The following is a 22789-nucleotide window of genomic DNA, read 5'->3' as shown; positions in this document are numbered from 1 at the left end:
TTGAAAACTGATGTGGAAGGTAATGAATATATGGACATTCAAGTTCGGCATCCTTTGGTTAAGATAAGTACATTCGGAATCACTCAATTAAAGCAACAAAACCCCTATATGGTGGCTTGGTGGTCAGCTGTTTTCCCTGGGTTTGGGCATTATTTGCTCAACCAATACACTCGGGCGACCTTCTTAACATTAGGGGAAGTATTCCTCAACACATTGGCCCATATCAATGAAGCTATGATCTATTCTTTTTGCGGACACTTTGACCGCGCGACACTTGTGTTAGAACCAAGATGGGCATTAGGTTACTTAACGATTTACCTTGTAGCAATTGCAGATAGTTTCCGTTCGGCCATATACCAAAATAAACTGTATCATCTAGCTATTCTCGAGCATAAAAAGACTCCTAGAATGGAAATTTTCCCAAGTGAAATTCAATATATTGAGAGAAAAAGTCCCATTGTTGGTGCACTTTATTCTTTTTTCTTTCCGGGATTAGGGCAATTATATAATCATCGATTTGGGCTTGCCTTCTATGGCATGTTTTGGTGGTGGGTTTACATGTCCTTGTCTAAAGTCCATCACGCTTTTTTGGTCCTTGTTCACGGACATCTTCACGAATCAACTACATTACTCCATCCTCATTGGCTCTTATTTATGCCATCTGTATTGGGTGGTGCGGTCTATCATGCATACCGAACGTCCGTTGAACACAATCATCTTTTTCGGATAGAACAACGTCGGTATCTGACTAAAAAATATCAACACGCTAAACTTCAAATTTTCCCTTAAGCAGGCAGGTGCTTTTTCATGTTAGTTATTGGGTTATTTAAACAATCGATCGAACTAGAGCAAGCACTTGCTGAATTGGAAAATAAAATGATTCCCAAAGAACATGTCCTTGTTACATTCATGGATAAGAAAAATAAGGAGCAAGAACATCGGGTTCACCCTTTTGAGATCGGAATGTGTTTTGGGACAGCAGGTGCTGTAATCGGTGCAACATGTGGATTCGCGATGACGTTGGGACCGATTATATGGGGATTAATTGGGTTAATTATCGGGTATTGGGTTGGGGCAGGTATTCATTTTTTAGTACATATACGAAAAAAAGCCTCCCCGTTCCTGCATGAAGTAACGGTTATCGTCCAATGCAGCAAGGAGCAATTTCTTCATGTACGCGAGCTGTTCTGGGAGTATGGGGCACTTTCAATCGGGGAGCATCAATAAGAAAACCCAATTGCTAGAAGGTTTCTCTAACAATTGGGTTTCTATCACATAATTACTTCGATACAACCAACAGACCTGACATCGTGTCATGTCCTTGACCACAAGGAATCGCACAATAGAATCGGAATTCTCCCTCTTCTGTCACGACCACTTCAAATGTCTCCCCTTCTTTAATATTCATGCCGAATTCATCTAGAGCAATACCATGCAGTCCAGAATCATTTTTCATTGTAAATCGAACGGTGTCTCCTACCTTTGCTTTCACTTCTGTAGGACTGAACTCAAAGTTTTTCGCAGTCAGGTTGACTTCGACAACCTCACCAGTGGCTTCTGCTCCAGCATGAGGATCGGTTGTTCCTTCAGCCTCCCCAGCCTCTGCTTGAGATTTCTCTCCGCCTAGTGCAAAGACGAATACTTGCGGGTCGTTCCCTGCAGAAGTAATCATAATATATTGCTTTCCATCCACAACGAAAATGGATGGAGATGCTGAAATCGTTAGACCCGTTGTTTGATAAGACCAAAGAATCTCACCAGTTGCGGTATCCAATGCATTAACCTTCCCACTATAGTCACCATAAAATGTGAGACCTGTAGCAGTACTTGTTAAGCCCGCGCGCTGAGGATCCTTTGTTTCAATTTTCCACGCTTCTTTCCCTGTGTTTAAATCAAATGCAGTAATCGTGCCGTATGCTTCTTCATCTGCTGGAGGTGCATAGGATGTACCGAAAGCTTGTGCTCCCCCTTTACCACCACCAGTATTTTGGCCGCCTTCTTCTTCATTCTTAGCTGTTTTAATAATTCCCCCTTGTTCCATAGATGGAATTAGATCGAAATTCAGTTTTGGATCATACGTATTCGGTGCATAGTTCTGTCCGCCTAAAATACCTGGATAGACGAGTACTCCTTCTGGCGTAGGTTCTGGATGATCGATTTTCGCAAACGGTACGTTTTTATAGTAAGGTTCGCCCGTTTCTACATCATAAACAAACCATTCGCCACCTTTTGTTCCAACTGCTACAACACGTTGCTCTTCGCCATTAATCGTTGCTGTGTAAACCGTTGGACTATCAGCTGTATCATAGTCCCATAGGTCATGGGATACTTGTTGTTGCGCCCATTTTAATTGTCCTGTATCTAGATCGACTGCAATAACAGAGTTCGTATGTGGATTCGCACCAGGTCGTTTTTCTCCATAAAAATCTGGTGCTGGATTTCCTGCTGAGAAGAATAATGTATTGGTTTCTTCATCGACACTTGGTGGCATCCAAACGGCACCTCCACCACCAAACAGACCTTCCGCTAACCAATCTTCTCCTTTTGGTGGCACTGTCCAGAATGGTTCATCCCACGCTGGCGTTAAATCGCTAGCATTGAAGGCCATTTCAAATCCGCGTACCCCGTTATCTCCACCAGATGACCCTACGAAAATTTTCCCATCATAATAGGTTGGAGCAGTTGTTTCATAATAACCATTTTCAGGCGTTACATCTGGATAGAATTCACTAATTTTTACATAATTCACAGTTTCCCCTGTTTTTTGATCAATCGAAACGACCCCAACATTGTTTGTAATCATAAACACTTTTCCTTCACCAACAGCCACGCCACGATTTGAGCTTGGTAATCCTGTTCGCTCTGCATTTTCCTTGATTTCTGCTGGTGGAATCCATTCCCAAACTACATCGCCAGTTAGTGCATCAAAAGCATACACATAGTTCATTGCTGTCGTCACATACGCAACCCCATCAACTACTACAGGGAAGCTTTGGTTTCCAGCAGGAATATCTGGATTGATGTCTTTAAACTTTTTGCTCCACACGAGCCCTACTTCCCCTACATTCTCTTTTGTGATTTCTTCATATGGAACATGACGAGTTAATCCTAGGTCATAACCGAAAGTCGGGAAGTCACCATTTTCCGCTTCTACTACAGGCTCCTCTACTTTTTCAGGTTCTTCTACTTTCTCTGGCTCCTCTACTTCTTCAGGCTCATTTTGACAGGCAACCAACATAAACGTGGAAACGACCAACACAGCGGAAATCCATTTAACCTTTGTTCTCATTGTAACCCCCCTTAAAATGCAAAGCTTATTACTAGTAAGTTTATATTAAGCGCTTTCAATTTTTATTCATGATTATTTTTCGGGTACCGTACTTTTTTCTTGACTGACTGTATAAAAATATAAAAACGCTTACAAAAGGAGGGTGTCATGAAAAAGAAATTCTATTTTCTATTAATTATCGCTTTTGTTGCAAGTCTAGTAGCCTGCCAGAAAGAAGAAGTAAAAGAGATTACGAAAACGACAGAGGAAAACGAAACACAAGGAGAGGTACAAAGCTACAATATTTCACTCAAATTGGACCAAAACCACTTCTCTTATGAAAATTGGAAGATGGATAGTAGTCATCATAAGCTTGTAAAAGGGAAATTACTAGTGAATGATAAACCAGTTGCGGGTGCGGAAATTCAAATGTCTAATAAAAGAAAAACGACTACCGATTCAAATGGAGAATTTTCCGTAATTGTAGATGCAAACATCATAGAGAAAGATATTATTCATGTTTCCTCACTGGATTATGCAACGCTTGAAGGTCAAGCTATACCTGAAGCATTGAAAAAGGATTTACTTGCTTTAGAGGAAGAATTAGTCGTCTATTACCCGATTGAAGTAGATAAAACGGAAGAAATAGCAGAGGATCCTAGCAAATTGAAAGTCTATGCCCACGCCGCCTTACATGAAAAAGAAGAGTTTCCAAAGTTCGGAGTAGAGAAATTCCCGATTATTGGAACGGTGAAAGATGTCGATGGAAAGCCAGTCCAAGGAGCGACCGTGAACCTTCGCCGTGATGGTGTTGAAGGATTCACGATGTCAAACCCTACGAATGAAGATGGAGAATACTCCATGTACTATATCCCGGAAGATGACGAGAATCATTATCTAAATGTCTATGTACCAAGTCAGCATGTGACCTATACGCTACCACCGGGAAAAGGATTTCTATTCCCTGATGATTTCGGTATCACCCTTGATATTGTTTTACCTGAGGAAGGAACCATCATTCGAGATGAACCTCCTACTCTAGTAGCCACGAATGCAGAAGGAGCTCTTTACAAAGGAGTGTTAATTGGTCTAAATACAACGGAGGACTATACGATTACAGTTCCAGACCGGGAAGGTTCCTTTGTTCTCACTGTACCGAAAGATGTTTGGGAAACGAACCCAAGCTTTTACCAAATTAACTATCGTGGCTTCTCAAAAGAACCACTGGATTTAGGAGATAACTTACCGTCTGATTTCCTTCCGCTTCCGGAAAAAGATGAGCCTGATAATATTGTCGCTAAGAAATAATACATTCTTTTTCTGCCAGGCGACGCATTCTCCTGGCTATTGTTCTTGAAATGTATTCTCATGTTTAAGAAGACCATTCTTTCCACCATAAACCGCCTGCATAGCCCGTTAATTTTGTGTCTCCTAATAGTTGTTGGACCCATTTTAACAACTAAGCCATATGTTTTTCGTCTCCATTCTTTCTCTTAAGGTCTATCAAGAAGACGATGTTTTGACCCATACACAAAAAAACTCAACTAAGGCTCACCCTAGCTGAGTTTTTTTGGAATAGTTATGACTCGAACTCAAATTTACTTCCATTTAGTTATTTTAACAACTACAAACCCCAAGTGATTTTCAAGGGGAATGGCGTCGCTAAACTAGTACAATTCTAATCCGTAGCATATTGATTAATGCATCTGGTGAATTGCTTTGTATCCTAGTACGAATACGTCCTCTTTTACTCTTTTCTCTACTTCACCCTTCTTAGACTCATGCCTATTTTTAATTCATTTCCCCAGAACCAGAAAATTCAACACCTAGTTCGGACAATTTCGCTTGTGCCTCTTCACGAGTTAGTGTTCCAGCTCGTTCTTGTTCCATAATCTCCTGGACCTTTGCTCTCGTTTCATCATCAAGATCCGAGAACATTTCACCGCGATTTCCTCCATCCGGTGGAGTTTGACCACCATTAGTTTGGGCTTGGCCATCACCAGTTGGACTACCCTGGCTCCCACCTAGCTCACCAAAACCTCCTCTTTGACCGCCTGCTCCTGGACCGTTGCTGACAGCTGTTGTAATCCCAGATTCATTCAGCCATGTGACAGAATCTTCAATTGTAAATTCAACTACTTGCGTTCCACCTGAATATTCTCCATCCGTATAATACCCGTTTTCTTCATTTCCAGTGGCAGAGCCTCCAGAATAAAGTGTATAGGTGCTACCCTTTTCTAGTTTTGGAGAACTAATTACTACCATTTGGTAATCTTTTTCTGGAGCAAACGTTGCAACAGTATTTCCTTTGCTGTCCTCCAAATGAAGAATCGTTCCTGCTTCCTGCATTTCTGGGTATGTCATCAAAATAGAATTCTGTTGTGAGCTATCTGACACCGCCTGTGCCATTCCAGAGCTTCCTGTTGCAATAAGGTATCCTCCACTCATATCAAAAATTTGGTCATAATCAAGTGCCCCGTTCCCAGCATTAGATGGACCATCGACGATCACTGTGCCTCCTGTCATGGAAATGGAACCATTTGAATCCAAGCCATCCCCCTGTGCATTCACATAGACGTTACCACCTTTAATAGAAAGGAGATTGTTTTCAGATGAGGATGATTGCATGTCTGGATTCGAGCCATCATTGCCCCCACCAATATTAATGCCATCATCACTTGCGTTCACTTTAATGTCACCATCTGCAATGGTAATGACCATACTTTCAATTCCTTCATAACTTTTGCTAATCGTGATATTTCCTCCTTTCGTTAGAACTGCAGAATCCCCATGAATCCCGTCATCACCTGTAGCAATCGCTAACTCACCACCAGTAATTGTTACGCTGTTATTGCTATGGACTGCATCGTCTAAAGTATCGATTTCAAACGTTCCTCCACCAATTGCCACCTCGGTGCCAGCTTTCAAGCCTTTGGCACTGTCAGACTCTGTTTCAGTCGTTGTTGTGTTGTTCGTTTGTCCTGGAATCCGTTCCATCCCTTCCTTGACAGCAACTGTCTCAGGGCTTCCGCCACCAGTAGTGATAGAAAAATCACCATCTGCAATCAATAGAGAGGTTACTGCTTGGATCCCATCATTTTCAGCAGTTAGATTAAATGTTCCACCCTCAATGGCAATAATACCTTTTGATGCATCTTTATCATTTGTTGATTTAACCGCGTCTCCACCCGCTTTAATGGAAATCTCCCCATCTTTCACAGCCAATAAATCACGACCCATTAAGCCATCATCAACAGAGTCAATTTCAATTTTCCCACTTGTTATCTTTAATTCATCTTTACTAGTAATTCCATTATTGTAATTGCCTTTCACAACCAATTTCCCTGTTCCATTAATAGTTAAGTTATCTTTGCTAAAAATAGCTGCATTGGGTTCATCTTCGGAATCCTCCAGATTGTATGCATTTCCATCTGAGATATAATTTTCCGTCCCTTCCTCTAAGGAAATGACCGTTTTTTCTGCCTTCTTTATATAGATAGGTGAATTGGTAGAAGAATTGATTTCCACTCCATTTAGTACGATTCTAACAGTCGCTTTATCCTCGGCATCTACGATAATCTGTCCATCATTCAGCGTTCCACTGATAACGTATATTCCGGAAGTTTTGATCGTGATCATATTTCCGTCTACTATTGCTCCACCAGTACCTTCAACGGAAGCTCCTGTACCATTTAATTGAATGGAAGTATAATCTTCATTTTTCCAGTCGCTGTATAGATCATCCTTTTCATAGGTCACAGCCTCGCTTATTACGTCTGAAATTTTTTTATCACCAATTGTACTTAAGCTTTCTGCGTCTATCTGCGCTATGCTACTATTGTTAGAACTATTCGCGTCACTGCCATTATTGCTACACCCAAATAATAACGCCGTGCATAAAACCGGAACTGCCCATTTTGTATATTTCGATTTATTTTTCATTTTGTTAGCTCCTTTATAAAGTTTGTCTTGTACTTGAGAGATTTCATTAACCTATGAATCACATTATTAAAGACAAACCTTAAACAAACCTTAAAACCAACTTCGCCAAAATTAATTTGCATTTTTTTGGATTGTCCCTATAATCTAACATATCAAACGATTGATAAACGGACTTACTTAGAGAAAAGGAGCACCGGCGTATGAAGCTTTTAATAATTGAAGATGATAAGCAGCTTTCGGAAACAATTCGCGAAACGACGGAAGGATTGTTCGAAACTGTGCAGGCATTTGATGGTGAGGAAGGGCTTTTTTTGGCGGAACAAAATATATTTGATGTCATCCTATTAGACATCATGATGCCCGGTATGAATGGTTATGAAGTTTTAAGCGCATTACGGAAAAACAATATTGATACTCCTGTGATTATGCTAACAGCGAAAGATGGAATCGATGATAAGATCCAAGGATTTAAAGTCGGTGCCGACGATTATATGGTAAAGCCCTTCCATCGAGAGGAATTGCTTTTACGGTTAGAGGCTATGGTTAGAAGAGCCGGAGGGCAATTCAAGGAAAACATTCTTTCTTTTAAAGAGCTGAATCTTAACCTAAAAAATAAAACTGCAGAGCTCAAAGGAGAACTAATAAAGATAAACGGCAAGCAGTTCGATCTGCTCGAGTATTTGATCAACAATAAGAATAGCATCCTAACAAAAGAACAGATTTTTGACCGAATTTGGGGTTTCGAGTCTGACACCTCGACGACAGTAGTAGAGGTGTACGCCAGCAATTTGCGAAAAAACTTGAAGAAGTATGGCTATGATCAGTATATCAAAACATTCCGTGGTCTTGGTTACATGCTATCGGAAGATGGTGATAGTTAATGTTCAAAAAGAAGATTTTCAGGCAGCAGCAGTTAAAGTTCATGATTCTTAATTTACTTGCTTTCACTGTTATTTTTACGATATTCGGTGTGATCATTTTCAGCCAAGTCCAAAGTACATTATTCAAAAAAACAGATGAGGAACTTACGTCATTTAAAGAAATGTCCGCTAATCATCATTTGGATAATATCCAGAATAAAGAGTTAAGTCCAGAAGGTCCTCCAAATGACCGTCCGAAAAATTCAAATCCGCGGATTATGGTAATTGAGTGGGATGAATACGGTCAGATCCTCAATATAGACGAAATCGGGACACTTTTCTATGAGACATACTTTCAGAATTATAGACTTGATAAGACGAACTTAGATAAGATTACAATGATCCAAATTAATGATGACTTTAATTTTCGATATATTCTTTTTAAGGATACGAATACCAATGATAACATTGCCTACACACAGCTTCTCGTCAATGTAGATGCTGAACAGACCATCTTGAATAACTTTAGTAAGTTAATCATCATTTGTTCCGTGATTTTCATTATTTTATCAATATCGGCAAGCTATGTTTTGTCCAAAAAAATGATGCAGCCAATCATTCATTCATGGAAAAAACAATCTGAATTTGTGGAAAATGCTTCACATGAACTGAGAACGCCACTAACCATTATCCAAAATAAATTGGAGCTCTTACTTACGTCACCCCAAGAGAAAATCGCGAGTAAATTTGAAAATATTGCACTTAGCCTGTCAGAGACTCGACGTTTATCAAAGCTAACTTCTGATCTACTAACATTAGCTCGTGCGGATTCAGCAGAAACACAGCTAGTAAAACAAACGATTCATGTGGATTCTTTTATTCGTAATGTCTGCACACCATATAAAGAAATAGCAGAGTCTCAAGACAAGCATTTCTGGCTAAGCTTAAATTGTGATGTTCAAATAGATGCAGATGAAGTTAGACTGCATCAACTTCTCGTCATTTTACTTGATAATGCATTGAAATATACGAATGAGCATGACAGTATCGGAGTAAAAACATATTCGGAGGATCAAAAGGTAGTTTTAGAGATTAGTGATACAGGGATCGGAGTTAAAGAAGAAAACAGCAAGCTTATTTTTGACCGATTTTACCGTGAAGATAAAGCCCGCTCGCGCGAATCTGGCGGCGTCGGCTTAGGCTTATCAATTGCGCAATGGATTGTAGAGCAACACGGCGGGTCTATCAGAGCCATTCCAAATCAATTAAAAGGAACCACTTTTAAGGTTAAGATTCCTAAGTAGGAGATCACACTAGTGATCTTTTTTTTATGCCTTTTTTCATTTTTTAAGGTTTGTTTAAGGTTCATTTTTCATAATAACAACCATGGAACAACACATAGAGGAGAATGATAGACATGAAGAGTATGAGCCTGAATGGTACAAGAGGCCGATACGAATTAAAGCATGAGATTTCTAAAATGGATTGCTATCTACTGAGAAATCGTTTAATGCATGTGATGCAGCCCGACCCTCATGCTAAAAATGACGGAAAATATTTAATCCGCAGTGTTTATTTTGATAACTTCGAAAATAAAATCTTAAATCAAAAGAAGGAAGGTTTTATGGAGAGGGATAAATTTCGGGTCAGACTTTACGATCATAATACTCAATTGATTAATCTAGAAAAAAAGAGTAAACGCAATAACATGACTTATAAGCAAAAGTGCGAGATTACAGCCGATGAATATGAACAGATTAGGAATGGGAATATTGCGTGGATGGAAAACGATCCAAGATTGCTAATCCAGGATTTGTTTATCCAAATGAATTTATTTCAGTTAAGACCAGTCACTGTGGTTGATTACGAAAGAGAAGTATTTATTTATGAATATGGAAATGTCCGAGTAACTTTTGACAGTTCCATTAAGACAAGCTTCCGTAACAATAATCTTTTAAATTCGAACATACCAATGGTTGAGACCAATCCCGATATTGTCATTCTTGAAGTCAAATATGATGAATTTCTGCCGGATACGATCAAGTATTTACTTCAGTTAGGTGATAGAAGCCGTGGGACTTATTCAAAATATCAAATTAGTAGAATGTTTGGATAAACATTAAGAAATACATGAATTTTGGAGGAAAAGAATGTGGAAACTTTAAACTTTAAAGATATTTTTAAATCTAGCATATTAGAAAAATCTAGTAGTATTTCGATTGTGGATGCCATAATTGGTTTGTTAGTGGCATTCGCTTTAGGTTTATTTATTTACTTGATTTATAAGAAGACTTTTACAGGCGTTATTTACTCTCACACATTTAATATTTCGCTCATCATTATGACAATGGCAACTGCTCTTATTATTATTGGTATTTCGTCCAATGTTCTCTTGTCATTAGGTATGGTCGGTGCATTATCGATTGTACGCTTTAGAACCCCAATTAAAGACCCGATGGATATCGTTTATATATTCTGGGCAATCGTTGTCGGTATTCTATGTGGAGCAGGATTCATTGGACTTGCTATCACTGGCTCTATTCTAATAGGAACTGTTTTACTCATCTTTGTAAATAAGATTAAAATTGAAAATCCGTACCTTCTTGTTATAAGATACAATGAAAATTCGATTGAAAACTCTTTAGAGCATGTCATTTCCAAGCATGCTAAAAAGCATTCCCTTAAATCTAAATCTGTTATGCCTGGTAATGAGTTCGAGGTGACTTATGAAATCAGGGTCAAAGAAAATGATATGAGCTTCATCAATAATATTTCATCTATTGAGGGGGTCAAATCAGCAATTATGTTAAGTTACGACGGGAATTTTACCGCTTAAAATCTTATATTTAACATAAAACGTAATCATGGAGATTGGTCTAACATAGAAAATTAAAATAGAATATAACTGAATGATTTTTAGGGTCTGGCTCGAATATGGGTCAGACCTTAATGATTGAGGATTTTCTCCTTTTTTATAAATGTCATTGTTTAAAATGAGGTTTAACCATATAATTATTGATAACGATTCTCAATTATTTTCAAAAAGGAGACGTTCAAAATATGAAAGCTAATCCTTCACCCCTTCCCATGGCTTCACTACCCAATTCTCATCGTTGGGTCATGAGTTCAAAAGGTTCAAGTAGAGACTATCAAATCTCTGTCGCCTTTCCTTCAGAGGAGCCACCTCCTCAGGGATTTCCGATTATTTATTTACTAGATGGAAATTCTGTTTTTGGTACGATGGTAGAATCTGTGCGATTACAGTCACGTATTCCCGCTAGAACCGGAATTGGTCCAGCAATGGTCGTAGGAATCGGCTATGAGACAGATGCTCCATTCCACTTAAATCGCCATTACGATTATACGTTACCTGTTGCAGCTTCCGAATTGCCCCCTAGCTTTGATGGAAAAGGTTGGCCTGATCAGGGAGGAGCAGATCTCTTTTTGTCATTTATTGAAGAAGAGCTAAAACCTTATATTGAACAACAGTATCCGGTGAACAAAGAACGTCAAATTCTATTTGGTCATTCTTTAGGAGGGCTTTTCACCTTACATACCCTTTTTACAAAACCTGAGTCTTTCCAAACGTATATTGCTGGAAGTCCGTCTATTGCTTGGAATGAGCGTTTGTTACTTGAAGAGGAAAAAGGATTTTATCCGAAATTTGACCTTATTAAGCAGGAAAAACATCTCTTTTTATCAGCGGGAGAACTAGAAAGAAGCCATGAAAGCAAGGTAAATGAAAAAGCTGAGGAACTAGCCAAGAGGTTATCGAACCATATTGACGTAGTGTACGAAGAATTCGCCAATGAAAATCATATATCTGTATTACCCGTTTTAATTAGTAGAGCGATTCGGTTTTCTTTAAAAATATAAACAACACGGTCAAAAATGACCGTGTTGTTTTAGCTTATTTTCTCTTCCCAAGGACCACCGTACTATAGACCTGTCTTGGAGCAGATGGCTCTAAGTAGAGCTTCACACTGTTTAAGGCTGTCTGCCCTTCAAAAAAGCCAGAGCCGATAAGTGTCCGCTTATTCGGATATTGTACAATATCTCCTGCCGCATATACACCTTCTACATTCGTAGCCATTTGAGCATCCACGGGGATCTTATTGTTATCAAAATCCAAATCCCATTCCGCTAGTTGCCCCAATTCCATTTGGGCACCGTGATGAACAATGAAATCATCGATGGAAAGCGTCTCTTCCACAGCACCATTTTCATCCTTTAAAACTAATGACTCAATCTTATCGTTATTTCCAATCAGATTTGTGATCGTGTAAGGAATCTTCAACTCTACGTTCGATTGGAGCAATTTTTCATGATCTTCTGCACTTGCATGGAATTTATCACTTTTATTGATAAGCCACACCTTGTCCGCAAATTTTGCGACCATCATCGCCCAATTGACCGCTCCGCTTCCCCCACCTGAAACTGCTACTCTTTTTCCACTGAATTTCTCAATGTTTCGGATACTATAATGGAGGTTTTTCCCTTCATACTGCTCAGCCTCATCTAGTGGGAACTTTCGCATGTTAAAAATACCTGCTCCAGCAGCAATAATGACTGTTTTCGTCATATGCTCCTCTTGATCAGTATGTAGATGGAAATAGCCTTCTGAATCTTTTTCTATTTGCTTCACGTTTTGTCCTAAAACGAAGGTAGGATTTAAACTTTCCGCTTGTTTCTGTAATTGTTCAATCAGTTGGGTTCCTGTTACACCAGGTAGGCCGGCCACATCATAAATCCATTTTTCAGGATAGAAAAATGAGACCTTTCCACCTAGTTGGGGTAAATGTTCAATTAGCTTGGTTCTTAACCCGCGCATTTCACTATAAAAAGCTGTGAATAAGCCAGTCGGCCCCCCACCAATGATCGTTACATCATATAAGTCTTTCAAAATAACATCCCCAATTTTAAGACCATTAATTATTCGTTAATTTTTCCACAATGAAATCAAACTGCTGGTCTAATGAAAGTGGGTCATTAAAGAATGAACCTGCGGAATCCACTTCAAATACGGTTCCATTTTTTACAGCGGGAAGCTCTTTCCATATAGTACTTTCACTTACATTGTTCTCAGCAGTATCTCCTGCCCACTTACTTGTGAAAATATAATCTCCTGCATATTCAGGAAGTACTTCTAAGGAAACGCTAGCATATCCAGGTCCATTATCTACAGCTTCTTCTTGTGCTTTAGGAGGGGCTTTTAAGCCAAATTCAGTATAGATAATTTCTCCTCCACGTGCATAGCTATCACCATATACATAGATTCCTTTTGCATAAGGTTGTAATAGAGAAACCGTCTTATCACCAACAGCATCCACTACTTTTTGCTTGTTTTGTGCGACCTTTTCATCCCACTGTGTGATCCATTTTTCTGCCTGATCTTCTTTGCCTAACATTTTACCAAATTCTCTTAACTGATCTTTGAAATCTAATTTTCCATATTCAATTTGAACAGTCGGTGCAGTTTCTTTTAGTATCTCGATATTTTCATCTGTATTGTACGCAATAATTAGGTCCGGTTGAAGCTCCAAAACTGCTTCTGCAGATGTTCCATCACCAAGATTTGTTGCCCCTTCTAGCTTTCCTTCATAATAAGGGTTATCTATTGCTAGTTGTGGAACTCCAACTGGTGTATTCCCTAACGTAAGTAAATAACCGACATATGTTGGTGCTAAGACTACCACTCTTTCTGGGTTGGCAGGAATCTCAACATCACCAAAATCGCTTTTATATGTTATCGTTTCCTTTTCCTCATTTGCAGCAGAATTGTCGTCTGCAGGTTTTGATTCACTTTTCCCACAAGCTGCTAATACAGAGATGAGCAATACCAAAATTGCTAATACACTAGAAAATTTTTTCATCTTTATTCCTCTTTCTATTAATTAGTTTAAATGTTGATGATAGCATCAAAAAGAACAGCTAGATGTCCTTTATCGTTATATTCAACATGTTTTTACTGTAAACGATTACACTCAAGAGTGTGTTTCTGATAGAATAAATTTATTAGTCTCGCTATCTTATTGAAAATAATTATCATTATCAATATATAACCGATTTAGAAAAATTTCAACTATTTTTAAAGAAATATAGTTCCAAACCTTTTGATCTTTATATGGACTCTTATCCTGTTGATTGATAGAATATTCTCGGAACTGATAATACTTATCAGTATAATAAACATTTGAGGTTTTATAATGACCAAAACAAACATAAACGATTCAGAAAAAATTTATTCAAAACCATTTACGGCCTTTTTTATTATAATTGCTGGATGTGTGGCCTTGGTTTTCGGATTAGCACTTTCGATTTCAGTAGGTGCTGCAGATATTGACTTACGGACTGTTTGGCAAGCAGTATTTCAATTTAATCCGGACAAAGCAGGTCACACCGTGATCCAAGATATACGTCTTCCCCGCTCACTAGCTTGTGTGCTTGTTGGAGCTTGTTTTTCTGTAGCTGGTGCGCTTATGCAAGGAATGACACGAAATCCCCTTGCCGATAGTGGCCTTTTAGGGATTAATGCTGGATCTATTTTTATGGTAGCACTGTGCTTTGCATTCTTTCCTGGAATCTCTTACAATACCTTAATCCTTTTTTCCTTTATAGGTGCTGGTTTGAGCTTGGCACTTATTTATGGGGTTGGTTCTCTAGCCAAAAATGGATTGACGCCGGTCAGGCTTGTCTTAGCCGGCTCAGCCGTGGGTGCCATGCTGACAGCTTTGAGCGAAGGCATCGCCATCTACTTTAATTTAAGCCAAGATTTAGCCTTTTGGTATGCTGGTGGAGTAGCAGGTATCCAATGGCTACAAATTAAATATATGTTCCCTTGGATTATCGCTGGATTAATCGGCGCGATGGTTTTATCACCATCCATTACGGTGTTGAGCCTTGGAGAAGAAATCGCAACAGGGCTTGGACAGCGTACGAAATTAGTAAAATTAGCGAGCGTTCTCGTCGTATTGATTTTAGCTGGATCGGCCGTATCTGCTGTTGGACCAATTGGTTTTGTCGGACTGCTCATTCCCCACTTAACTCGTTACTTAGTGGGCGTCGATTATCGATACATCATTCCATGTTCAGCTATTTTAGGTGGGTTATTTATGACCATTGCTGATATTGGAGCACGAATGATTAACCCTCCTTACGAAACACCAATTGGATTCATTTTTGCCTTAATAGGCGTTCCCTTCTTTTTATATGTAGCGCGTAATGAGAGGAGGGCATTTTAATGAGTTCAGCCAATTTTGAACGGCAGAAAAAAACACGCAGAATCTCTGTCATAACAATCTTTTCTATTTTAATCGTGATCACATTTTTCATCAGTATGAATACTGGTTTGTCACGTTTAACACCAACAGAGGTTATGGATACTCTATTTGGTCACGGTACAGCGAAACAAGACCTTATTTTACACAAAATCCGCCTACCTCGGATCGTTATTTCGATCCTTGTAGGCGCTGGACTTGCCGTATCTGGTTGTATACTGCAAGGAATATCAAGAAACGATATGGCCGACCCAGGTATTCTCGGAATTACTGCCGGTGCTGGATTATTAGTCGTTTTATTTATTGCTTATTTTCCAACCGCAGCAGATGCACCATCACTTTATCTTCCATTTCTCGCATTAGTTGGAGGAGGGTTAACGGCTGCACTTATTTATGTTTTAGCTTATAAGAAACAAGAAGGACTACTTCCAACACGATTTTTACTTACGGGAATATCCGTATCCGTTGGTTTAATCGCATTAATCAATGTACTTACACTTAGATTGCATCCGTCAAAATTCCAGTATGTTGCCGTTTGGCTTGCTGGTAGAATTACCGGAACGACCTGGGATCACGTACTAGCTCTTCTCCCCTGGATTATTCTTTTATTCGCGTTTGTATTTTATCGCTCCCGAAATTTGGATGTGATGACCTTTGGAGATAATATCGCAACAGGACTTGGGGTTAATGTCGAGAAGGAACGCCTAGTATTTTATGCAGCAGCAACGATGCTTGCCGCAGCTTGCGTTTCTGTAAGTGGCGGAATTGGATTTGTCGGGTTGATCGCACCTCATTTGGCAAGAAAACTAATTGGCCATAATCATAAGTATCTGTTGCCAGCCTCCGCACTAGCTGGAGCCTTGCTCTTATTGATTGCTGATACACTAGGACGTTCACTATTTCTTCCCTCGGAGATTCCTGCAGGAATTGTCGTGGCCGTCATTGGGGCACCTTATTTCCTATATCTACTTGCCCGTGCAAAGTCATAAATCGATACTAAGCATGTTTTCTCAATACGAGAAAGCATGCTTTTTCATGTAAAAATTCATCTCTCTTAAAAATTTTTGCCATAAAGATTGTATAATTATATGGAAAAAGAATGCTTAATAGGAGGAACGCCTTACACAATGAAGAAGCTACTAAAGAGTAAAGTGATCAGGATTCTAGCTATTATATTAGTCTTATATTTTTTAAACTTACTATTTCCTAAAACGCAAACCACTCTTGATCAATCATGGATCCCTAAAGAAGACCAAGGACCGCTTGTCATTGCCCATCAAGCAGGAAATCAAGAACGACCTTCCTCTACTAATTTAGCTTTTGAGCATGCCGTAGAAATTGGAGCGGATGTGCTTGAATTCGATGTGGCTTTGACGAAGGACAATCAGCTTGTTACAATCCATGATCTTTCATTAGACCGGACGACAAATGGCACTGGACACGTACGTGATCATACGTATGAAGAAATTAAAGCTCTTGATGCAGGATATGGCCTTGAGGATGAAAACGGCCAACCCATTCGAGAGGTTTCTAGCAATCCATATATTGAAGAAGGCGCCTATATCCCGAATTTAGAAGAGATTTTCACCAAATATGGCGATTATAAAATGGGCATCGAGTTAAAAGATTCTGGCGTTGATGGGAAAAAGAGTGCACAGGTATTTTGGGAATTAGTTCAGAAATACGAGATGGAAGACAACCTTGTTGTCGCTTGCTTTGACAAGGAAACGTTAAAAGAACTTCGCGCACTATCCGATGACAAACTAATCTCTTCCGCTAGTGAAGGTGAAATGTATCCATTTTACGCGTTTTATTTACTCGGACTTCCTGTCTTTAATAACTTTGTTTCTTTTGAAATGCTTCATATCCCCGTTAGCTATAACATCAAAGGGATCCATTTAAATTTGTTAACAGACGCCCTTCTTTCACATGCGCATAAACGGAATATGGCTGTTTATTATTGGACGATTAATGATGAAGATGAAATGCGTAAGCTTATCAAAATGGGTGTAGATGGCATCATGACCGACCGTCCTGAATTGCTTATTCAAGTGTTGGAGGAAGAAGGCTTAAGATAGTTATCGAACAATAATTTAGGGAGCGTTCATGGACTGAACGCTCCCCCTTGTAATCAAGTATAGATTTATAGTCTATTGAAAAATTTCTTCCCTCTCCGTATATACATGTACTCTATTACGCCCTTCTTGTTTTGCTGAATACAATGCTTTATCAGCTTTATTTAGAAGCTTGAATACAGTCTCTTCTGTTCCTTCCGTCGCTTCAGCAACTCCAAAGCTTAAAGTAACAGAAAGATCTCCTTCTGACGTGACCAATGGCTGCGTCTCTAGTAAACTACGCAGTTCTTCAGATAATACTTCCCCCTCCGACGCTGTATATCCCTTCAAGGCAAGAACAAACTCCTCTCCCCCATATCGAGCAAAAAGGGCATTCTCCTTCAAATGAGATTTACAGACCTTGGCAACATGTTCAAGCAACAGGTCCCCCATATAATGGCCATATGTATCATTCACTCTTTTGAAAAAATCAACATCCATTAAAATAACCGTAAATGAAGACGAAGTACTTTTAGCATCAGCAAAGGCTTCGTTGCATATCTGAAAAAATGCTCGACGATTATATATTTGTGTAAGCTCATCATAATATGCCTGATGTTCTAATTCTAGCTGTAATCCTTTTAACTCCGTAATATCGGTAAAAATAATCAGCAGCCCTTGGCTTTTATTGATGTGGTGTAATGCTGAAGTTCGTACCTGATAAATACGTTCTAAACGATCGGCACCAATGAGTTTTAACTCTTCATTATTCGTAACAGACTCTAATTCAAATGGAAATACTTCACCTGATAAAGAGTTCCAAATATCAAGGAAATTCATTCCAAACATTGATTTTTCCAATTGTGGAAACATGCCATTGCTCGCTCGGTTGAATTCAATTAATCGATAGGATTCATCGAGCACAATAACACCATCGTTAATACTATTGAATATGGAATCCTTAGCAATTGGCATAATTCGAAACATTTGAGATGTACTAATAGCCCACAAATACAATAAAGAGGTAAGCCATAAAACCATAGGGACGGGGTCAACTCCTGGAGGTGTACATCCAATCAAATAAATAAAGGCAGTGACCATCGGAACTAGTTGACCACAAAGCAACGCTAATAATTGCCCACGGTAAGACTTAGCTGTATCTTTCCAAGAGAATAAGACTAATAAGAAAGCGACAAACATACAAGCAAAAGTATAGACTCCATGAATCATATACCATACGCCAATCTCCTGGTGTACATAGGGCGCTCCTAGGATCGGGTCGACTTCAAATATTCTATAATGAAGATGGTGTAGATCATTTGTGGCAACCATTATTAAGCTCATAATGGGGATGATAAGTAGAGCAATATACTTTTTGATTGATAGTTTGTATCCTAAATACTGCATGACAAACAATAGTCCTAACGGAGGTGAGAACGGCATGCCAGCATACTGAATGATTGTCCAAAATTTTATTTCTTCAATCGTTGTGGACATTAATCCAAACGCAGAAGCAAAGCAGTAGATCGTGATAAACGAAGTATAGAAAATAAAAAATCGTGCAATTTTCGTATAGTTATGACGCTTTAAAAATACGTAAAAACATAAGTATAAATTGAGTACACCCGATGTACAAATAAGAGTGATATAAGCTGTTAATTCCGAATTCACGGTCCTTTACCTCTACAAGTTAACGTTTTTAACTTTAATGTAGCATACCTGAAAACAAATATGGTTAATTAATTTTAAAAATTATTTAACGATTACATCGGACAAAAACTCGTTTTCTATAAATCAGCTATCGGTTTGAAATTACGGTTTCATCCCTCTTTCGTGCTTAAGTAGCCATTCTTTTCTCCATAAACCACCTGCATAGCCAGTTAGTTTTCCATTTGAACCAATAATTCGATGACAAGGAACCACAATACTTAATTTATTTTTCCCGTTTGCACTACCGACAGCTCTAACCGCTTTTTCATTCCCGATCGATACAGCGATATCCTTATAGGATCCAGCCTGAGCATAATTAATTTTTGTTAATGCAGTCCAAACTGTTTTTTGAAAATCCGTCCCCTCAAATAAAAAAGGGATAGTAAATTCGTGACGAGTTCCTTTAAAATATTGATCGAGTTGATCAAAGCACTCTTGTAATACTGCTGGAGAGTCATCCACTAGTACGTTTTCTAGCTTTTCTTTTTCAGAGAACAGAATGGAATAGATGCCTTCCTCTGTCCCCTCAATTTCAATGACCCCGATTGGAGATTGGTAGTCTAGTTTATGGCGTTTGTGCATATAAGGACCTCCACAAGTAAAAGGTGGCATAGGCTTGCCATCCTGCCCAATTTGTTGATATTTCTTCTATTTCTTCAATCGTCGGCTTTCTCTCCATTCTTAACTCATGCATTAATGCATGATGAAGACCAACATCCGCAATTGGAAAAGCAGATGGATCATGCAAGCATCTCATCCTTACATAATCTGCTGTCCATGCTCCGATTCCGCGAAAACTTATTAAGAACCTTTGGATTTGTTTAAAATCTTGTTTTTGAAGCAAGATTTCTTTTGACAACTCTCCACTCGCCATCGCTTTTGCAATGCCGATGATATATTCAGCCTTCCGGGAAGTGAACTGCAATTTTCTTAGCTCGTCTACTTCTAGGGATGCAATTTTTGTATGTTCGGGAAATAGCCAGTATGTGCATCCTTCGACTACATAACTCTCTCCGTATTGCTCCACGAAACGTTTCTTCAATGTATAAGCAAATGTTAGATTGATTTGTTGGCCGATGATTGCCCATGCCAGCGCTTCAAAGAGATCTGGAATCCCCATGATCCGTAAACCATTATACTTGGGAACAATCCGCTTCAAAATCGTATCTGTTCTAGCTACATCATAAAAATCCCCCAAAGCTTGATCAAAATCAAACCAATCCCATATAAAGGTGGCAACTTTTTCATGGATACCTACAGAAGGTTGCCCCATTGGAAATTCCACTTGAATGGTAAGTGACGTACTCCCAATTTTCATTAAAACGACTTCACCATTCAGTTTCACGAGCTTATATAAATAACCATCTTTTATTCGATGCATGACTTCCTGTTCAGATCTCCCAAGGTAGACCAAACATTCCTTGAAATTGAACTCAGGTGGCGGATAAATCTCCACCAACAAGCCTTTAGTACTCCATTTCACGTTCATCATCCCTTACTAATTAGCGTTCGGTATTCACTTGGCGAAGAATTCTTCAAGCGACGGAATACTTTATAAAAATTGGATGGGCTTTGAAATCCGACCTCATAACAAATCTCCAGATTCGTTCGATCCGTTGTTGATAAAAGATAAGCTGCTTTATCGATACGTATTTTTTCTAAATAAGTCCGAGGCGTTTCAGTCGTTTCCTGTTTAAATAAACGTTCAAGATAATATGGACTTAGCCCCACATGATTGGAAATATCCTGTAGCTCAACCTTTTGATAATAATGTTGGACTAAAAACTCCACGACATTTTTGACCAATTCCGTATGTGGAGAGTGATCCGTTTCAGGTTGGCATCTTTTACATGCCCGATAACCCGCCTTTTCAACTTCATGGATATCATAAAAGAACTCTACATTTACTTTTTTCGGTTTTCTGGAGCGGCAGGAAGGACGGCAGTAAATTTTCGTTGTTTTCACTGCTGTAAAAAAGAGTCCATCATATTTCCGATCACAAGCGATGATTTTTTCCCACATTTCATCAAAAGATAGATTAATACTCGTACCCAAATTCCTTCCCCTCCTGTTTTGATTAATTTTCATATAATGCGTTTAATCCGCAATCCATTAAGCTTATTATAATTGGTTATCCTAGGTAAGGATAAGGCATTTGATGGATGTTGGTCCCATTTTAACAAGGAAACAAAGTGATTTTCGTCCTCATTCTTGCTCTTATGGTCCCGCAAATGAAAGCTTTTTATTGTCCACTAAATCCGCTATATAAAAACTACAATTTACGTGATAAATACAGAAAAGAATATTTAGTTTTACAGAATTTTTACAGTACATTAGAAAACTATCTATGGAGTGGACATGTTATCTGTCGTATTCATTTTTTTAGGAGTTTTCGGTTTGAAAAGCTTGAGTTAAAGGAGATTATTTGAAGTTAGGGATTATCCCAAGTATGGATGATTATATGGGAAGACTGAACTTCCACAAGGTTCACCTATCAGAGACTTAAACCGAAGAACAGTGTACAGCTATTACCTAACTATGGACAGTCCTATATTTTGTATGAAGGGAAAATTACCGAGCAATGTTGATAGAGGTATAGCCACCAATTGAAATATTGGTGGCTATGTACGTTCAATAATAATTGTACCATCACCCGACAATCTTGCTATAAGTCGGTTCATCACAGATAATAAACAACCTTGACTGTTCAGGGATTTTTTCATTGTGGCGACGAGCAATGTCGAGGGAACTTCCCTCTGAAATAAGGACAGCCCCCATATCAAATAGTTCAATGGCTGCATCCCTGTACGTAATCCAATGGGGTTTTGCCTGTATTTCATAAAGATTTTCGCCATCTGTATTACTTAACATCTGATTGAACAATTTACTTGAACCATGATAGAGGGAGGCATGCGCCATAAGTCGGGAAACAGAATCATTGGACAGGATGAATTCATCGACATTCGCATGTTCAAATAATGCAATATGTTTGTCTTTCTTTATCTCTACGATCGTATATATATTTTTCTCATATTTCTTTGAGATATGTTCCACTCTGGAGGCAGTTAACAACGTTTTTCCATCTGCATATTCTGCAAATTCATTTCGATCATCTGAAAAGATCGCTACTGATTTAGCTTCAAGAATATTCGCTTTCATCAGCACCTCTTCCTCAGCGGGGTTCCCACTAACAAAATGTACTCGAGCATGTTCGATTGGGGTCCGTTCTGCATGATCAACAATCACTACATCACACTTTTGGCTACTATTCAGAATTTCTTCCACAACATTTTCTAATTTTTCTTTTGATGCACCAATTAAGATATAATGCTCCTTTCCTGAATAAGTCAATTGCCCTTCCTCCTTCAACTTATGGTACCTACTGAGGCCTTCAAATATCTTCCCGATGATAACCCCCATTGCACCTATTCCAACTGTATAGATAAGCAACATGGTAAAGATTCTTCCAATATCACTTTTCGGAAAAAAGTCTCCATACCCAACCGTTACAAGAGTAGTCATTGTCCACCACACCGCATCAATAAAGCGTGGGAAGGTCTCTGGCTCAACGAATCTCATCGTTATACTGCTAATAAGAATCATGATAATTGCAAGAATAATAGCATCTCGAAGTCTAATCTTCGTCAATTTCGAGAAAACTCTATGTAAAATCCACAT

Annotated in this window: 20 protein-coding genes; 11 read left to right on the top strand and 9 right to left on the bottom strand. The window is 38.8% G+C overall.

All coding sequences use genetic code 11. From position 1 onward, the window contains the following. Positions 1-789 carry a hypothetical protein gene (locus FA727_RS12000; protein WP_246041849.1) on the top strand — a complete coding sequence of 263 codons (789 nt, stop codon included), beginning with the start codon at positions 1-3 and terminating at the stop codon, positions 787-789. An 18-nt stretch (positions 790-807) separates the two neighbouring features. After that, a complete protein-coding gene (locus tag FA727_RS11995; RefSeq protein ID WP_136831191.1) occupies positions 808-1227 on the top strand; it encodes a hypothetical protein in 420 nt (139 codons plus the stop codon). Between the two features lie 52 nt (positions 1228-1279). Here the strand turns inward: FA727_RS11995 and FA727_RS11990 are convergent, their stop codons facing one another. Then, complete coding sequence (locus FA727_RS11990; protein ID WP_136831190.1) at positions 1280-3289, bottom strand: outer membrane protein assembly factor BamB family protein; 2010 nt, start codon at positions 3287-3289, stop codon at positions 1280-1282. 147 nt (positions 3290-3436) lie between these two features. Here FA727_RS11990 and FA727_RS11985 point away from each other — a divergent pair, with 147 nt between their 5' ends. Then, entirely contained in the window at positions 3437-4576 is a 1140-nt protein-coding gene (locus FA727_RS11985) for a hypothetical protein (protein ID WP_136831189.1), read from the top strand. A gap of 483 nt (positions 4577-5059) precedes the next feature. Here the strand turns inward: FA727_RS11985 and FA727_RS11980 are convergent, their stop codons facing one another. Next, positions 5060-7210 carry a carbohydrate-binding domain-containing protein gene (locus FA727_RS11980; protein ID WP_136831188.1) on the bottom strand — a complete coding sequence of 717 codons (2151 nt, stop codon included), beginning with the start codon at positions 7208-7210 and terminating at the stop codon, positions 5060-5062. Between the two features lie 200 nt (positions 7211-7410). Between FA727_RS11980 and FA727_RS11975 the strand changes: the two genes are divergently transcribed. The 5 genes from FA727_RS11975 (at position 7411) to FA727_RS11955 (ending at position 11946) form a co-directional block, all read left to right on the top strand. Beyond that, positions 7411-8091 carry a response regulator transcription factor gene (locus FA727_RS11975; RefSeq protein ID WP_136831187.1) on the top strand — a complete coding sequence of 227 codons (681 nt, stop codon included), beginning with the start codon at positions 7411-7413 and terminating at the stop codon, positions 8089-8091. Further along, positions 8091-9374, top strand: coding sequence for a sensor histidine kinase (locus FA727_RS11970; RefSeq protein WP_136831186.1), 1284 nt, complete (start codon positions 8091-8093; stop codon positions 9372-9374). Before FA727_RS11975 ends, FA727_RS11970 begins: the two co-directional genes overlap by 1 nt. Before the next feature lie 113 nt (positions 9375-9487). Further along, entirely contained in the window at positions 9488-10186 is a 699-nt protein-coding gene (locus FA727_RS11965; RefSeq protein ID WP_136831185.1) for a polyphosphate polymerase domain-containing protein, read from the top strand. A gap of 36 nt (positions 10187-10222) precedes the next feature. Then, on the top strand, positions 10223-10906 hold the full coding sequence (locus tag FA727_RS11960) for a DUF4956 domain-containing protein (RefSeq protein WP_136831184.1): 684 nt from the start codon (positions 10223-10225) through the stop codon (positions 10904-10906). 224 nt (positions 10907-11130) lie between these two features. Then, positions 11131-11946 (top strand): alpha/beta hydrolase, encoded by an 816-nt coding sequence (locus FA727_RS11955; RefSeq protein ID WP_136831183.1) that lies wholly within the window; start codon positions 11131-11133, stop codon positions 11944-11946. A gap of 34 nt (positions 11947-11980) precedes the next feature. On the opposite strand, the gene FA727_RS11950 is transcribed toward FA727_RS11955, so the two are convergent. Together FA727_RS11950 and FA727_RS11945 are read right to left on the bottom strand one after the other, a co-directional pair. Next, positions 11981-12973, bottom strand: coding sequence for an NAD(P)/FAD-dependent oxidoreductase (locus tag FA727_RS11950; RefSeq protein WP_158318845.1), 993 nt, complete (start codon positions 12971-12973; stop codon positions 11981-11983). 25 nt (positions 12974-12998) lie between these two features. After that, on the bottom strand, positions 12999-13943 hold the full coding sequence (locus FA727_RS11945; protein ID WP_136831181.1) for an iron-hydroxamate ABC transporter substrate-binding protein: 945 nt from the start codon (positions 13941-13943) through the stop codon (positions 12999-13001). A 333-nt stretch (positions 13944-14276) separates the two neighbouring features. Between FA727_RS11945 and FA727_RS11940 the strand changes: the two genes are divergently transcribed. From FA727_RS11940 to FA727_RS11930, 3 genes are all read left to right on the top strand, one after another. Continuing rightward, positions 14277-15311, top strand: a complete 1035-nt coding sequence (locus FA727_RS11940) for a FecCD family ABC transporter permease (protein WP_136831180.1) — start codon at positions 14277-14279, stop codon at positions 15309-15311. After that, positions 15311-16336 (top strand): FecCD family ABC transporter permease, encoded by a 1026-nt coding sequence (locus FA727_RS11935; RefSeq protein WP_136831179.1) that lies wholly within the window; start codon positions 15311-15313, stop codon positions 16334-16336. The genes FA727_RS11940 and FA727_RS11935 overlap by 1 nt, the downstream gene beginning before the upstream one ends. A gap of 138 nt (positions 16337-16474) precedes the next feature. Then, positions 16475-17425 carry a glycerophosphodiester phosphodiesterase family protein gene (locus FA727_RS11930; RefSeq protein ID WP_158318844.1) on the top strand — a complete coding sequence of 317 codons (951 nt, stop codon included), beginning with the start codon at positions 16475-16477 and terminating at the stop codon, positions 17423-17425. 72 nt (positions 17426-17497) lie between these two features. Here FA727_RS11930 and FA727_RS11925 read toward each other — a convergent pair whose 3' ends face one another. The 5 genes from FA727_RS11925 to FA727_RS11905 all read right to left on the bottom strand — a co-directional run bounded on the left by FA727_RS11925 (position 17498) and on the right by FA727_RS11905 (position 22789). Beyond that, on the bottom strand, positions 17498-19072 hold the full coding sequence (locus FA727_RS11925) for a histidine kinase N-terminal 7TM domain-containing diguanylate cyclase (RefSeq protein WP_136831177.1): 1575 nt from the start codon (positions 19070-19072) through the stop codon (positions 17498-17500). A gap of 141 nt (positions 19073-19213) precedes the next feature. Further along, positions 19214-19693: a methylated-DNA--[protein]-cysteine S-methyltransferase gene (locus FA727_RS11920; protein ID WP_136831176.1), complete on the bottom strand. Its 480-nt coding sequence runs from the start codon at positions 19691-19693 to the stop codon at positions 19214-19216. Further along, positions 19677-20594 carry a DNA-3-methyladenine glycosylase family protein gene (locus tag FA727_RS11915; RefSeq protein ID WP_246041848.1) on the bottom strand — a complete coding sequence of 306 codons (918 nt, stop codon included), beginning with the start codon at positions 20592-20594 and terminating at the stop codon, positions 19677-19679. Before FA727_RS11915 ends, FA727_RS11920 begins: the two co-directional genes overlap by 17 nt. Positions 20595-20599: 5 nt before the next feature. Beyond that, positions 20600-21166 (bottom strand): bifunctional transcriptional activator/DNA repair enzyme AdaA, encoded by a 567-nt coding sequence (locus FA727_RS11910; RefSeq protein ID WP_136831175.1) that lies wholly within the window; start codon positions 21164-21166, stop codon positions 20600-20602. Positions 21167-21760: 594 nt separating this feature from the next. Then, positions 21761-22789 carry an ion channel gene (locus tag FA727_RS11905; RefSeq protein ID WP_136831174.1) on the bottom strand — a complete coding sequence of 343 codons (1029 nt, stop codon included), beginning with the start codon at positions 22787-22789 and terminating at the stop codon, positions 21761-21763.

It is taken from the genome of Robertmurraya kyonggiensis (assembly GCF_005116465.1).
GTDB lineage: Bacteria > Bacillota > Bacilli > Bacillales > Cytobacillaceae > Robertmurraya > Robertmurraya kyonggiensis.
The sequence above is the reverse complement of the archived record's forward strand: the minus strand, read 5'-3'. Positions and strand labels throughout refer to the sequence as shown.